The sequence below is a fragment of the Rhodococcus sp. MS16 genome (genome assembly GCF_013277795.1).
Classification (GTDB): Bacteria; Actinomycetota; Actinomycetes; order Mycobacteriales; family Mycobacteriaceae; genus Rhodococcus_F; species Rhodococcus_F globerula.
On sequence record NZ_VBTM01000014.1, the window covers coordinates 281,774 to 294,912 of the forward strand.

Sequence of the window (13,139 nt, forward strand, 5' to 3'; positions counted from 1 at the left end):
CCGGGGGCAGACACGCTTGATCACTCAGGTGATGTCGCGCATCCTGGTGCGCAGCCAGCCGCCCCCGACGAGTGCGACGACCCATGCGGCGAGGATCATCGCTGCACCCGGCCAGGAACTCAACACGTCGATGTCGATCGAAGGCGCGGCATTGACCAGCACTCCGAGGGTGGCCGACACCGGCAGTGCCTTGCCGATACCGTCGGCACCGACGGCAAAGGCCAAGGCTCGCAGAATCCATTCACCGAAGACGAACCAGCCGACCACGGACAGCATGCCGACCACTTGTGAGCCGGCGAGCAGTGTGACGCCTGCACCGATCAGTGCCCACAGCGCGCAGGCGACTATTCCGACGCCGCAGATCGCAAACAGATCCGCGGTGAAGCTGAAGTCGCGAGTGAACAGGATCATCGCGCCGACGGCAACGACCTGCACTACCAGTGCGTATCCGACCGCGAATGCGGCAACAACACCCAATTTGGCGGCCAACACCGCGTCGCGTCCGCGGGCGGTGAGGAATGTCGTGGTGAATGTGGCGTAGGTGAATTCGTTGCCCGCGGCGGTTGCACCGAACAACGCCGCAAAGACGAGGGCGATGGTGGTGGGTCCGCCAACCGCGATGGCAGTGGACACGAGATTCACGTCGAACGCGGTGTCGGCTCGCTCGGCAATGGCCTCGACAATCGGACGAGTGAACGACGCGGCCGCGAGCGCAACAACGACTGGTGCCACAGCGAGTGCCCACCAATAGCGCAGCGAGAGGACCTTCTTGATTTCTGCTTGTGCGAGCGTCGTCACCGGTGGCCTCCCGACGGTCCGTAGGCGGTGGGACCGTAGTAGCCCGACGGTGGACTGTAGTGACCGGATGGCGGGCCGTAATGGCTGGATGGCGGACCGTATCCGGGATGGCCGGTGGCATAGTGCGGTGTGGTCATGGCCACGAACAGTTGCTCGAGATCCGCGTGATCAGCGACGACACTGAAGATCGTGACGCCGGAGGCTGCCGCAACCGGAGCAAGTGCGTCGCTGTCGGTACCGCTGACGGCGAGTCGGCCGTCCGGTGCGATCGTGGCCGCCGTGATCCCGCGGGCGGCCAGCGCCGTCGCGAACAGCGCGGGGTTGGAGCACGAGACCATCAGTCGACTCCGATGTGATGCGCGGAGGGCCTCGACACTGCCGTCGTAGACCAGAGAACCGGCGCTCAGAAGCACCAGGTTGTCCACGACGGGTTCCACCTCGCGCAGCGCCTGGCCCGTGATCAGCACGGTCCGCCCGGACTCGGCAAACGTCGTCAAGAACTGCTGTAACCAGGCCGTGCCTTCGGGGTCGAGTCCGTGGGTGGGTTGGTCGAGCACCAGGATTTCCGGGTTCCCGAGCAGCGCGGTGGCAAGTGCGAGCCGTTGCTGCATTCCCAATGAGAAAAGTCCGGTTCTCCGGTCGGACGCCGAACTGAGTCCGACTGCCGCGAGAACCTGTGTCGCTCGCTGGGCGGGCAGGCCGATCGCGGCAGCGTAGATGTCGAGGTGAGCGCGCGCCGTCCGCGCTGGATGGAGGCCACGTGTGTCGAGGACGGCACCCACAGTCCGGGCGGGCGATGCCAATTTCGAGATGGGGAGACCGTTGATCGTCGCGGATCCATCGCTGGGCGTCACTAAACCGAGCAGCATGCGCAGAGTCGTGGTTTTTCCGGCGCCTGAGGGGCCGAGCAAGCCGGTGATCGAGCCGGCGTGGACGTCGAAGCTCAGGTCGTTGACCGCCCGTGCCGCTTTGAACGTCTTGGTCAAACCGCGAACTTCGATGGGCGCGGAGACCCGCCCCGGTGCACTACTGGTCAAAGATGCTCCCGCGTCGACGGACGTTGTGTTGTGTCGAGCCTACGTTCTCGGCTGTTATCCGCGGAGTACCCGAGTGGTGGTGGCGGGATCGGGCGCGAAGTCGTCCTCGGGGAGTATGACGAGGTGATCGGTCCAGCGCACCGGGGCCGGGCCAAAGGCGTCGCGCGCATTCTTGACGACGCCCTTACCGATGACGCGGTTGCCTGCGCCACCGATGACCGCGCCGATCCCGGCGGGGACCAGCTTGCCGAGTATGAGTGCGCTTCGCTTTGCGGCGTATTTCATCACGAACTTGCGGACCAGCGTGCTGTTCATTCCGCGCATCGTGGAACTCGGGATTTTGCTGGTGATCGCGGTGCCCCAGTTCTTGGCGGTGACCCCGGTGACCTTCTGGACGATTTCCATGCCGGATTCGCCGAGGGCGACAGCGAGGACGAGGGCGCGTCGTTGTTGGTGGTTCTCGATGGAGATTCCGTGGACCGACGCGACTGCCAGAGTGAGAAGTGCCGATGCTTCGAGGAAGAATGCCGACTCCGCGCCGACCGCGGCGATCGATGCCACAGTTCCGACGCCGGGGATTGCGGCTGTGGCGCCGACCGCGCTGCCGCTTCCTGTGACGGCCAGGAGAAACATCTTCTCGAGTCGATCGATGATCTGGGCCGGAGACTCGTCCGGATGCGAGTGCCTGACGTGCTCCACGTATTTGGCGACGGCCGGCGCCTGGAGGCGGCTGCCGTTGTCGAGTACCGAGATGAGGATTTTCTCGACCCGCCCGGCGTCGTTGCTGCTTGCGTTGTCGATCGACTTGGCCATCGCTCTGCCCCTCCACAGGTGTCCACTCTGCAATCGGTGAACTTCGCTGTCGAGGATAGGTGAAGTTTTACAGCGGAGCAGGCGGCCTGCGCCATAGGCTTGTGCTGTGTAGTACTAGAGGGAAGGGGACTGCTGTGGGAACCGTAGTGTGGCCGACGCTGGTGTATGCCGATGCCCGAGCGGCTGTCGATTTTCTTGTGAAGGCCTTCGGCTTTGTGGAGAAAGCGCTGTACGCCGACGGTGACGTCGTTGCGCATGCTCAGCTCGACTGGCCCGGTGGTGGTGGGATCATGCTGGGTTCGCCCCGTGCCGATTCGTCGATTGCCGGTCTACCGCCGGGAGTGGGTTCTGTGTACATCGTTGTCGACGATGCCGACGGCCTCCACGATCGGGCTGTTGCCGCCGGTGCCGTGATCACGCAGGGTCTTCGCGACGAAGATTACGGTTCGCGCGGTTTCACCTGTCGTGATCCTGAGGGCGTGTTCTGGAGTTTCGGAACGTACGGCGGGGAGTAGTTCTTTACCCGATCTCGGGTTACCGTGTCGCCCAATGTTCTTGCGGCACTACTTCGCTCGGGATCGGGGGATGTGGCGGTGTGCCGTCTCCGAACGGCCGGCCGCCGAGTTGTTCGCGGCCATGTGGTTCGAGCCAGTGCGTCAGTTCGGGTCCCTTGGGAACGATCTGGCTGGGATTGACGTCGGAATGGACGATGTAATAGTGCTGCTTGATCTGGGTGAAGTCGATGGTGTCGCCGAACCCGGGGGTCTGGAAGAGGTCACGGGCATAGTCCCACAGCACCGGCATCTCGGTGAGTTTGCTTCTGTTGCACTTGAAGTGGCCGTGGTAGACGGGATCGAATCGGGCTAGCGTAGTGAACAGTCGGACGTCCGCTTCGGTAATGGTGTCGCCGACTAGGAAACGTTGCCGTGCAAGGCGTTCCGTCAGCCAGTCCAGTCGCGCGAACAGTTGGTCGTATGCCTTGTCGTAGGCTTCCTGGGATCCGGCAAAGCCGCAGCGATAGACACCGTTGTTGACGTCGCGGAACACTTGTTCTGCAACATCGTCGATTTCGGTGCGGAGAGCCTCCGGATACAGATCCGGTGCCCCTTCTCGGTGGTACTTCTTCCACTCGGTGGACAGATCCAGTGTGATCTGCGGGAAGTTGTTTGTGACGACCTTGCCGGTCGCGATCTCCACCATCGCCGGCACCGTGATGCCGCGCGAGTAATTGGGGTCGCGGGCAAAATATGCGTCCTGGAGTCGGGGGATTTTCAGAACCGGATCGACGCCGCCGGGGTCGAGATCAAAAGTCCAACTGCGTTTGTCGTGGACCGGTCCGCAGATTCCCATCGACAGAACGTCTTCCAGACCGAGGAGCCGGCGGACAATGATGGCGCGGTTCGCCCATGGGCAGGCGCGCGCGACAATTAATCGATAGCGATTCGGTTCGACGGGATATCCGTCGCGGCCGTCCTCGGTGATACGTGCGGCGATGTAGTTGGTGTCGCGAGTGAATTCGCGGCCTTCTTCGACAAATGTTGCAGAATTATCCGCGTTCATGGAGATTCCTCTCGATCGCGTGTCTCTACACAATACGTCGTTGGACCTGCGCCGTGGTGTGTATTCCCAGGACGGTGAAATCGAGTGCGCGTGCGATTGCAGCGCCGCCGAGATGTCCGCTCGGGATGCGGAGTTGCGGTATCAATCCGGCGTCGAGAGCGTCTTCGGCGGCGAGAAAGACTGTTCCGCAAGCCAAACCGCGCCGCCGCTGCGCGGGATCGGTGAGCACCGTGAGATCCGCGACGAATCCTTGGAACTCGCGGTAGGCCGCGCAAGCGAGGGGTTGGTGATCATCCCCGAGTGCTGTGAACCACTGGTCCATGGCGCTCAGATCGGCAACTGTGACGTCGTCGGGTGGGCAGGATCTGGCCACGCTCATTGCGTCGGATCGCTCGCGGCTGATCAGAAGTTGTTCTGCGGGTGTGTGATCCGTGTAGTCGGGAAGGAATGCGAGCTCGGTATGCGATGTGAGTCGGCCGCCGTGATCCTTGGTGAGTTCGAGAAGTCGGGTCGGTTCGAGCAGTGAGGCGGCGTCCTCGTTCGCGGTGCGCAGCGTGAACCATCGAGGTCCGACGACGGCTGCTGCCTCGGCGAGTTGCAGTACGTGGATCAGATCGTTGTGATCGTCGTCGACTCGCGCGGTATGCGCCGGACGCAATGCGGAGTCGCCCAAGCCCAGTTCTCGGGCCCACGCGAGTCGGATGATGTCGAGATGATGGTCGTCCACTCGCTACACGCTAGTCCGGCTCGGGTGGGTTGATCGAGATGGCCCCGCGTCGTATATTCCATGTGGACTATTTCGGGTGGAATAGTCAAGAAATCGTCAATTGCGGCTTGTCAGGAAGGGGGATCTCATGGGTGACGTCTCATTGACGCCCTTGGGAATCACCGTTCTGGGCCTGCTGTCCGAGCGTTCGATGCACCCGTACGAGATGTATCAACTCGCCTCGGTCCGCCGAGGGGACCAGTTGGTGAAAATCAAGCCGGGCTCGCTTTATCACACGGTTTCCAGGCTGGAAAAGCAGGAACTGCTCGCTTCGATCGGGACGGATCGTGAAGGCAATCGGCCGGAGCGGACGACGTACGAGATCACCGATCGAGGCCGGAGCGCCCTCGAGCACCAATTGCGTGAGATGTTGGCGGTTCCGGTCCGGGAGTATCCGCGCCTGCCTCTTGCGCTCGCAGAAATGCATAACCTGTCCGCCGCAACTGCGTGTCAGATGCTCCGGATACGTCTCGCGCATCTCGACGAGACGATCGCGAAATTCGAGGCCGACTACGAAGCGTTGAAGGCCGCGGAAAAGCCACGAATCTTCACGGTGGGCGCCGATTACGCCCACGCACTGACCGTCGCCGAACGAGAGTGGATCGGCGTGTTGGTGACAGACATCGAGAGCGGCGAAATGCCCTGGCTCTCACAAGAACTTCTCGACCGGCTGGCCGGCTCAGCAGGCTCGTCCACACTATCTAAGGACTGAAGATGGAAAAGCAGGTCAATCCCTGGCACGCGCTATGGGCGCTGTGTATCGGGTTCTTCATGATTCTCGTGGACAGCACGATCGTTGCGGTGGCCAATCCGGCGATCATGGAGGACCTCGGAACCGACATCAACAAGGTGGTCTGGGTAACGAGCGCCTACCTTCTGGCTTACGCTGTGCCGCTACTGGTTACGGGCCGACTGGGTGATCGGTTCGGGCCCAAGAACCTGTACATGATCGGACTCGTCCTGTTCACCGCCGCTTCATTGTGGTGCGGTTTGTCCGGCAGCGTCGAACTTCTCATCGTTGCAAGGGCTTTCCAGGGCTTTGGTGCCGCGATGATGACGCCGCAGACGATGGCCGTCATCACCCGTACCTTTGCGCCGAACAAGCGCGGCGCGGCCATGGGTCTGTGGGGCGCCGTTGCCGGTGTTGCCACCCTGGTCGGACCGCTCGCCGGTGGCGTTCTGGTCGACAATCTCGGCTGGGAATGGATCTTCATCGTCAACGTCCCGGTTGGTGTGATTGCCTTCCTGCTGGCGTGGAAGCTGGTTCCGTCGCTGCCCACGAGCGAACACAAATTCGACATCCCCGGGGTGATTCTCAGTGCAGCGGGCATGTTCCTGCTGGTGTTCGGAATCCAGGAGGGAAGCTCGTACGACTGGAACGGATTTGTGTGGAGCCTGATCGGCGCGGGCGTGCTGCTGCTCGTCGTGTTCGTCTTCTACCAGTCACGCAACAAGAACGAACCACTGCTGCCGCTCGGACTCTTCAAGGATCGCAACTTCTCACTCGCCAACGTCGCCATCACAGCAATGGGCTTTGCCATCACGTCGATGGTGCTGCCGCTGATGTTCTACACCCAGGCGGTACGCGGACTCTCGCCGACACAATCGGCACTGCTGCTCGTTCCGATGGCCGTGCTGACGGGTATTTTTGCGCCGATCGTCGGCAAACTCGTCGACAAGACGCACCCTCGCTACATTGCCGGAACCGGCTTCGCGTTGTTTGCCATCGCACTGGGTTGGCTGGCGATGGTGATGACCCCCGATGTCGCGATTTGGGAGCTGTTGCTGCCGATCGGCCTCATCGGATTCGCGAATGCGTGCATCTGGTCGCCGCTGGCCGCCACAGCCACGCACAATCTGCCGCCCCTGCAAGCGGGTGCCGGAGCCGGTGTCTACAACACCACACGCCAGGTGGGTGCGGTTCTCGGTAGCGCCGCGATCGGCGCGTTGATCACCGCGAGGTTGGCTGCACAGGGCCTCACCGGCGGCAGTTCCGAAGCCGGCGTCGGACATCTGCCCGAGGTAGTCCGCGAACCGTTCAGCACCGCGATGTCGCAGTCCGTGTGGCTCCCGGCCGCGGTACTCCTCGTCGGATTCGTGGCGTCGGTGTGCTTCGAACGGCCGCAGCGCGGCGACGCTCATGACACGGCGATGGCTGTCAGCGCCGAAGCGAGTCGGGAAACATCACTGAAGGATTGAGAAAGTCGTCCCGGCTCAGATGGGGCGAGCGCAGGCGCACTGGGTTGCGGCCAAGGTGCATTCTCCTTGTGTAGCGTCGTGCGTTGCACCGGCGGTCGACGGGGCGGGCATTTCGGTGCTCGCCTCGCGAGGCCACAGCACCCATCCCGAGGCGGCTCCCACCGCGGCAAGGGCTGCGAGGATGCTCCAGGTGAGCGCGAATCCCGCGCTGGTGCCAACCCATCCGGCAATCGGATAGGTGAACAGCCAGGCGAGGTGCGACAGGGAGAATTGGGCTGCGAACACTTCCGGAATACCTGCGGGGTCTACTGACCGTCGAAGCACCTTTCCGGTCGGGGTGACGATCATGGCCATCCCGGCGCCGATGAGCGCCCACACCGCGGCGGTGAGAATCCACGTGAACACACCGGCAACGGCGAGGGACGCTGCCGCACTTGCGCTGAAGACCAGGACGACGGAACCTGCTGTCATCACGGTGCGTTCGGCGGTTCGGTCGAGGACGCGGGGAAGAGCCAGCGCGGTCAGCAACGTACCGCTACCCGATGCGGCCAGCATCCAGGCCACGTCGGATTGGGTTCCGCCGAGTTGGTCGCGGACGTAGTTGACGGTGTTGACCACGACGATCGAGCCCGCTGCTGCCACCACGAGATTGAGTGCCATGATGCCGCGCAGTCGCGGCGTGGTCACGAAGATCCGCACTCCCGACGCGATCCGGTCCCACGCGTTTCGGTGAGTGCTGGGACGGGCGTTGGGGATTCGGGTGGCCAGCACGAGCAGCGCGGAGACGGCAAAGCCCACGGCGGTGGCGACAAAGAGCAGGTTGAACGTCATGAAGGACAGCGCTACCGCTGCGAGAACAGGGCTGAGCAGGCTTTCCATCGTGTAAGCGACCTGCGATGCCGACAGTGCGCGGGTGAAATCGGCCTCGTCGGTCACGATGTCCGGGATGACCGCCTGGAATGTGGGTGTGAACGCTGCCGACGCAGCTTGGAGAACACCCACCAGCACGTAGATGTGCCAGATCTCGCTGACGAAGGGCAACGCGATCACCACCGACGCGCGAATGACATCGAGTGCGACGAGGAAAGCCCGTCTCGGCAATCGGTCGACGTACGCCGCCGCGAGTGGGGCGATCAGGACGTACAGGGACATCTTGATCGTCAACGCGGTGGCGAGCACCGCCCCTGCGGACGGTCCCGCCAAGTCATACGCGAGCAGGCCGAGTGCCACCGTCGCCAACCCAGTGCCGAACAGTGCGATGATCTGGGCGCTGAAGAGTAGGCGGTAGTCGCGAATCGCGAACAGACGCAGGCTGTTCCGTTCCGGTGCGGTTCTAGCGGTCCGGTTCATCTGGTTTCACTCCCGCGACAAGATTGAAAGCTCCGGTCAGGACGTTGAGGGCGACGATCCCGACTACATCGGCGATCTCGCGATCACCGTAGCCGTACGCCCGAAGGCCCGCGATGTGTTCATCGGAAATCGAGGCAGGCTCCCGATAGACGCGAAGTCCGAGGTCGATCATTGCCGTGATGGCGGGATCGGCCGATGTGCCCGTGCGGGCACGCTCGATCTCGTCCCATTCGACGCCGTTGGCGTGGGCGGCGGCAACGTGGGCTTCGAGGCAAACAGCGCAACCTTGCTGGACCTGCACGGCGATCGAGATTCGCTCGGTGATCTTGCGGCTGAGTTTCGCTCGCTTCATTGCCCGGCTGAGTTGCAGATAGCCACCCAGTACGGCGGGCGAATGAGCCATCGCGGCGACCATGTCACCGACCTGTCCGTGACGGTTGACGAGTTCGGCGAGAAGGTCTTTCGATGCACCGACAGCGGTGGCCGGTGTGAGAGATGCAAGGCGCGACATAATGAGTCCTAAGTCGTTCCGCCGGTGGTGGGTTCGGCCGGTGATCGCCGGCCGAACCCACCACCGGAGTTGGTCAAGAATTGACGGTGGAGTGAACGGTTTCAGGCTCTTCGACCTTGGTCGACCGCATCACGACCGCGGTGATTGCTGCGCCCACCACTGCGATGACGGCGGCACCGAAGAACACTGCGGAGAACCCGTTCGTCAGCTCGGTCGGATTGCCGAGTTGATCGGCGCCGAACACCGCTGCAATCGCAGTCATCACCGCGAGACCGACAGCCGAGCCGACCTGGTAACTGACATTGACGATGCCCGAAGCCAATCCGCCTTCTTCCGGGCGCGCGGCCGAAATCGCCGTACCCAGTGAAGGAATGAACGCCAGCGTCATACCGGCCGCGGCCACCAACGATGCCGGCAGCACGTCGACCCAGAAGTTACCGGTGGGCCGGATCAACGACATCCACCCCAATCCGATTCCCAGCACCAGCAAACCGGCGACGATCATTGCTTTTGCACCGAACCGCGCCATGGCCCGTGGCGCGACGACGATCATGCCGAGCATGACGAAGATCGTCATCGGCAGCAGAGCCGCGCCGGCGGGGAAGGCGCTGTATCCGAGCACTTGCTGCAGGTACAGGTTCAGGAAGAACCACATCGGTATCCAGGCCGCGCCGAGGACGAGCTGAGCGACGTTCGCGGCACCGAGGTTGGGCGCCTTGAAGATTCCCAGCCGCACCAGTGGTTCCCGACGCTTGGACTGGATCAACACGAATGCGCCCAACAATGCGGCCGAGACGGCGAGCGCAAGCCACGTCTGCCCGGATCCCCAACCGACGTCAGGTGCTCTGACGATGCCGAAGACTCCGACGGCGAGGCCTGCGGTGACCGCCAGTGCGCCGAGGAAGTCGATCGATCCGGTGCGTGCCGGTGCATTCGGCATCAGGATGGGCGTAGCGATCAATGCGATGACTGCGATGGGGATGTTCAGATAGAAAACCCAAGGCCAGCTGGCGTATTCGGTTATGGCGCCGCCGAGGAACACTCCGGCAGTACCGCCGGCCGGCGCCGCGGCACCGTAGATGGACAGCGCCTTGGTCATCTCCTTTTGCGTGCTGCCGAACAGCATCATCAGCAAGGTGAGCGCCGACGGCGCGATGAGTGCTGCTCCGGCACCCTGAACTGCGCGACCGGCAAGTTCGACGGCGACGTTGCCGGCGGCACCGGCGACGACGGAACCGATCAGCAGGATCAGCCAACCGGCGGTGAACACTCGGCGCGCGCCGAACAGATCCGACAGACGCCCGCCGAGGAGGAGCAGCCCGCCGAAGGCGATGACGTAGGCATTGAAGACCCAGGTCAGGCCTTCCTGGGAGAAGCCGAGATCGCTCTGCATCTGGGGGAGAGCGACACCGATGATCGAGGTGTCCATGATGACCATGAACTGAGCGGCGGCGATCAACGCCAACGCCCACCACTTACGGGTGGATCTAGGTTGTGTGGACATTCTAGTTTCCTTACGGGTACGGGGTATATGTGATGTTTGCGAGGTCTGGGAGTGTCATAGTCGAGGCGTCGCGACATCGGGGCTGCGGATCGATGAAATGCCCGGAAATAATGCGCTTTTCGAACTCGATCGGCCGGCGCTCGGCGTAGGTGCGCATCGGATCTCCTTCGAGTGAATTCGGGGTGATTTGTTTTGTTCGTTGCATACCCTAGGGGGGTATGGTAAAAATTGCAATAGGTTCGGCGAGAGCGGAACCTTGCACAGACGGCAACGGAAGTGCTGTCGACCCAACCTTTGGAGGGCAAGATGTTCAGCGAAAACGGCTACACATTGGAATTGGCAACGTCGGAGGCGGCCGTCGGCAGTCGCGTACCCCTGCAGTTCCGGATCGTGGATGCGACCGGATCTCCGTTGATCCGGTACACGGATACTCACGACAAGCAGCTACATCTGATCGTGGTCGGCCGCGACCTGACCGGATTCCAGCACGTGCATCCCGAACTGGACGCGTCTGGAACCTGGCATGTTTCAGTAGATTTCGCGCATGCAGGGGAGTATCGGGTCTTCGCTGACTTCACTCCTGACGGTGGCGACGGAATCACGCTGAGTGCGGATGTACACGTTTCCGGCGCCTATGACCCCCGGCCGTTGCCTGCTGCGGCCGCCACCACGACGGTCGACGGCTACATCGTCTCCCTCGACGGCGCAGCCCACGCCGGCCAGACATCGAAGCTCACGCTCTCGGTCAGCCGAGGCGGTCACCCGGTCACAGACTTGCAGCCCTACCTTGCCGCCTATGGGCATCTGGTTGCGCTGCGAGCCTCCGACCTCGCGTATCTCCACGTCCACCCGGACGGCCATCCCGGTGACGGTGTTACCCCGGCCGGACCGGCAATCACCTTCTACGCCACCATGTCGAGCGCTGAGGATTACCGATTGTTCTTGGACTTCAAACACGACGGAGTGGTGCGTACGGCCGAATTCACTCTGACTGCCGACAATGCGACCGCGCCCGTGTCAGAGCACGCACACGCTCACCACGGGCACTGAACTCGAACGCCGACATGCAGAATGAGACTGCCCCGTCAATTGCCAGACGGGCGTGGACGGTAGCCAGGCATCCTGTGGTTCTCGCCGCGGCACGCTGTGCGGCAAGGTGCGCGCTGACTGCCCTGCAGGACAACCAAAGCCGAAAGGTTCACAGCGTCTAGTTGTCAGCGCCGAAGGGAGTCGGGAAACATCACTGCACGATTGAGAAAGTCGTCCGGATCGAAGGCTCGCTTGATTGCCCACATCGCGCCGATGTCCTCCGGCGTGAGCGCCATGTCGAGGTAATTGCGTTTGAGCGAGCCGACTCCGTGTTCGGAACTGATATTTCCGCCGTAGTGACGCACCAGTTCGAGAATACGGAGGTAGACGGCGTCGGCGTCGGGGCAATTCAGGACGTTCAGATGGATGTTTCCTTCGGCCACATGACCGAACAGGATCGGGATCGCTTCCGGTGCGTATTCTGCGACAACGTCGACCGCCGAGTCCGCGAATGCCGCCAGTGTGTCAAGGGGGAGTGCCGCGTCGAACTTGAGAGGTGGTCCGAACAATCCTACGACTTCTGCGAAACATTCACGTGCAGACCATAATCGGGCCGAACCGGCCGTGTCGAGCGCTACGGCGGGCGCATCCGGTGGATTGATCCGGTCCATGATTGCGCTCACGTCTTCGGAAGGGTCGTGGGCGCCGGATACCTCTGCCAGCAGATACCATCGGCGTCCCGTCGGAACGCCGGCGCCAAGTCGGTTCGCAGCAAGTTCCAATCCGCGGCCGTCGAGTAGTTCAAGCGCGTCGACGCCGCCGACGGTGCGCAGAATGCGTCCCGCGTCGACAACGGCGCCCAGTGAATCGAACCCGGTGAGTGTTGTGACGCGGTGTCTCGGCACGGGGTGAAGTGCCAGGTCGACGCGTGTGATCACCCCGAGAGTTCCCTCGCTGCCCACCCAGAGCGCCGGCAGGTTGTAGCCGGAGTTGTCGACGCGGACGGCAACCTCACGGCGCACGGTGGTGCCGTCTGGAAGAACAACTTCGAGTCCGGTGACCTGCTCGGCCATGTTGCCGTATCGAACCGTGTGCAGCCCACCAGCGTTGGTGGCAGCCATACCGCCGATTGTCGCGGTATCACGCGACGCGATATCGACGCCGAACTTCAGTCCGGCATGGGCAGCAGCGGAATGTACTTGTGCGAGTGTCACTCCCGCGTCGACGGTGATCCTCCCCGCGGCGGCGTCGACCTCGCCGATCGTCGTGAGGCGCTCGGTGGAGAGCAGGACGTCGTCGTGTTCGGGCACGGTTCCGGCGACAAGTCCGGTGCGTCCACCCTGCACGGTGACGGGTGCGCCGAATTGTCGGCAGACGTTCAGTGCTGCGGCTACTTCGGCGGTGTCGGCCGGGCGGACCAGGGCCTGGGCACGTCCACTGTATCTGCCCGTGTGATCGACCGAGCGGGAGCGCAGAACATCGGGATCGTCGGTGACGAACCGTTGTCCCACAACGTCGGCAAGCGCTTTTCTCAGACCGTCCACTCCCTGATCGTATGTCGCTCACGGTGTG

14 protein-coding genes are annotated in these 13,139 nt (G+C 62.8%); 4 read left to right on the forward strand and 10 right to left on the reverse strand.

Features of this window, described 5'->3' with window-relative positions; translation table 11 throughout:
• Positions 1-24: 24 nt before the first annotated feature.
• From FEZ60_RS26615 to FEZ60_RS26625, 3 genes are read right to left on the reverse strand one after another with little or no spacing between them, the layout of a single operon-like run.
• Positions 25-798, reverse strand: coding sequence for an ABC transporter permease (locus tag FEZ60_RS26615; RefSeq protein ID WP_172937448.1), 774 nt, complete (start codon positions 796-798; stop codon positions 25-27).
• Entirely contained in the window at positions 795-1,835 is a 1,041-nt protein-coding gene (locus FEZ60_RS26620; RefSeq protein ID WP_172937449.1) for an ATP-binding cassette domain-containing protein, read from the reverse strand. The genes FEZ60_RS26615 and FEZ60_RS26620 overlap by 4 nt, the downstream gene beginning before the upstream one ends.
• A 54-nt stretch (positions 1,836-1,889) precedes the next feature.
• The gene (locus FEZ60_RS26625; protein ID WP_045069533.1) at positions 1,890-2,648 is read right to left on the reverse strand and encodes a hypothetical protein; all 759 of its coding nucleotides are present in this window, start codon (positions 2,646-2,648) and stop codon (positions 1,890-1,892) included.
• A gap of 146 nt (positions 2,649-2,794) precedes the next feature.
• Here FEZ60_RS26625 and FEZ60_RS26630 point away from each other — a divergent pair, with 146 nt between their 5' ends.
• Positions 2,795-3,163, forward strand: a complete 369-nt coding sequence (locus tag FEZ60_RS26630; RefSeq protein ID WP_172937482.1) for a VOC family protein — start codon at positions 2,795-2,797, stop codon at positions 3,161-3,163.
• Between the two features lie 19 nt (positions 3,164-3,182).
• Here FEZ60_RS26630 and FEZ60_RS26635 read toward each other — a convergent pair whose 3' ends face one another.
• Both FEZ60_RS26635 and FEZ60_RS26640 read right to left on the reverse strand, forming a co-directional pair.
• Complete coding sequence (locus FEZ60_RS26635; RefSeq protein WP_033236708.1) at positions 3,183-4,208, reverse strand: glutathione S-transferase C-terminal domain-containing protein; 1,026 nt, start codon at positions 4,206-4,208, stop codon at positions 3,183-3,185.
• 25 nt (positions 4,209-4,233) lie between these two features.
• Positions 4,234-4,935 (reverse strand): GNAT family acetyltransferase, encoded by a 702-nt coding sequence (locus FEZ60_RS26640; RefSeq protein ID WP_172937450.1) that lies wholly within the window; start codon positions 4,933-4,935, stop codon positions 4,234-4,236.
• Positions 4,936-5,062: 127 nt separating this feature from the next.
• Between FEZ60_RS26640 and FEZ60_RS26645 the strand changes: the two genes are divergently transcribed.
• Positions 5,063-5,686 (forward strand): PadR family transcriptional regulator, encoded by a 624-nt coding sequence (locus tag FEZ60_RS26645; RefSeq protein ID WP_172937451.1) that lies wholly within the window; start codon positions 5,063-5,065, stop codon positions 5,684-5,686.
• Positions 5,687-5,688: 2 nt separating this feature from the next.
• Complete coding sequence (locus FEZ60_RS26650; protein WP_033236711.1) at positions 5,689-7,173, forward strand: DHA2 family efflux MFS transporter permease subunit; 1,485 nt, start codon at positions 5,689-5,691, stop codon at positions 7,171-7,173.
• Positions 7,174-7,188: 15 nt separating this feature from the next.
• On the opposite strand, the gene FEZ60_RS26655 is transcribed toward FEZ60_RS26650, so the two are convergent.
• The 4 genes from FEZ60_RS26655 to FEZ60_RS26670 all read right to left on the reverse strand — a co-directional run bounded on the left by FEZ60_RS26655 (position 7,189) and on the right by FEZ60_RS26670 (position 10,695).
• Positions 7,189-8,523, reverse strand: a complete 1,335-nt coding sequence (locus FEZ60_RS26655) for an MFS transporter (protein ID WP_172937452.1) — start codon at positions 8,521-8,523, stop codon at positions 7,189-7,191.
• Positions 8,507-9,034, reverse strand: coding sequence for a carboxymuconolactone decarboxylase family protein (locus FEZ60_RS26660; protein WP_045069541.1), 528 nt, complete (start codon positions 9,032-9,034; stop codon positions 8,507-8,509). Before FEZ60_RS26660 ends, FEZ60_RS26655 begins: the two co-directional genes overlap by 17 nt.
• Positions 9,035-9,107: 73 nt before the next feature.
• On the reverse strand, positions 9,108-10,538 hold the full coding sequence (locus FEZ60_RS26665; RefSeq protein ID WP_045069544.1) for an MFS transporter: 1,431 nt from the start codon (positions 10,536-10,538) through the stop codon (positions 9,108-9,110).
• 10 nt (positions 10,539-10,548) lie between these two features.
• Positions 10,549-10,695 (reverse strand): hypothetical protein, encoded by a 147-nt coding sequence (locus tag FEZ60_RS26670; protein WP_172937453.1) that lies wholly within the window; start codon positions 10,693-10,695, stop codon positions 10,549-10,551.
• Between the two features lie 149 nt (positions 10,696-10,844).
• On the opposite strand from FEZ60_RS26670, the gene FEZ60_RS26675 reads away from it, so the two are divergent.
• Positions 10,845-11,588, forward strand: coding sequence for a hypothetical protein (locus FEZ60_RS26675; protein WP_172937454.1), 744 nt, complete (start codon positions 10,845-10,847; stop codon positions 11,586-11,588).
• A 164-nt stretch (positions 11,589-11,752) separates the two neighbouring features.
• On the opposite strand, the gene FEZ60_RS26680 is transcribed toward FEZ60_RS26675, so the two are convergent.
• Positions 11,753-13,111: an FAD-linked oxidase C-terminal domain-containing protein gene (locus tag FEZ60_RS26680; protein WP_172937455.1), complete on the reverse strand. Its 1,359-nt coding sequence runs from the start codon at positions 13,109-13,111 to the stop codon at positions 11,753-11,755.
• Between the last annotated feature and the right edge of the window lie 28 nt (positions 13,112-13,139).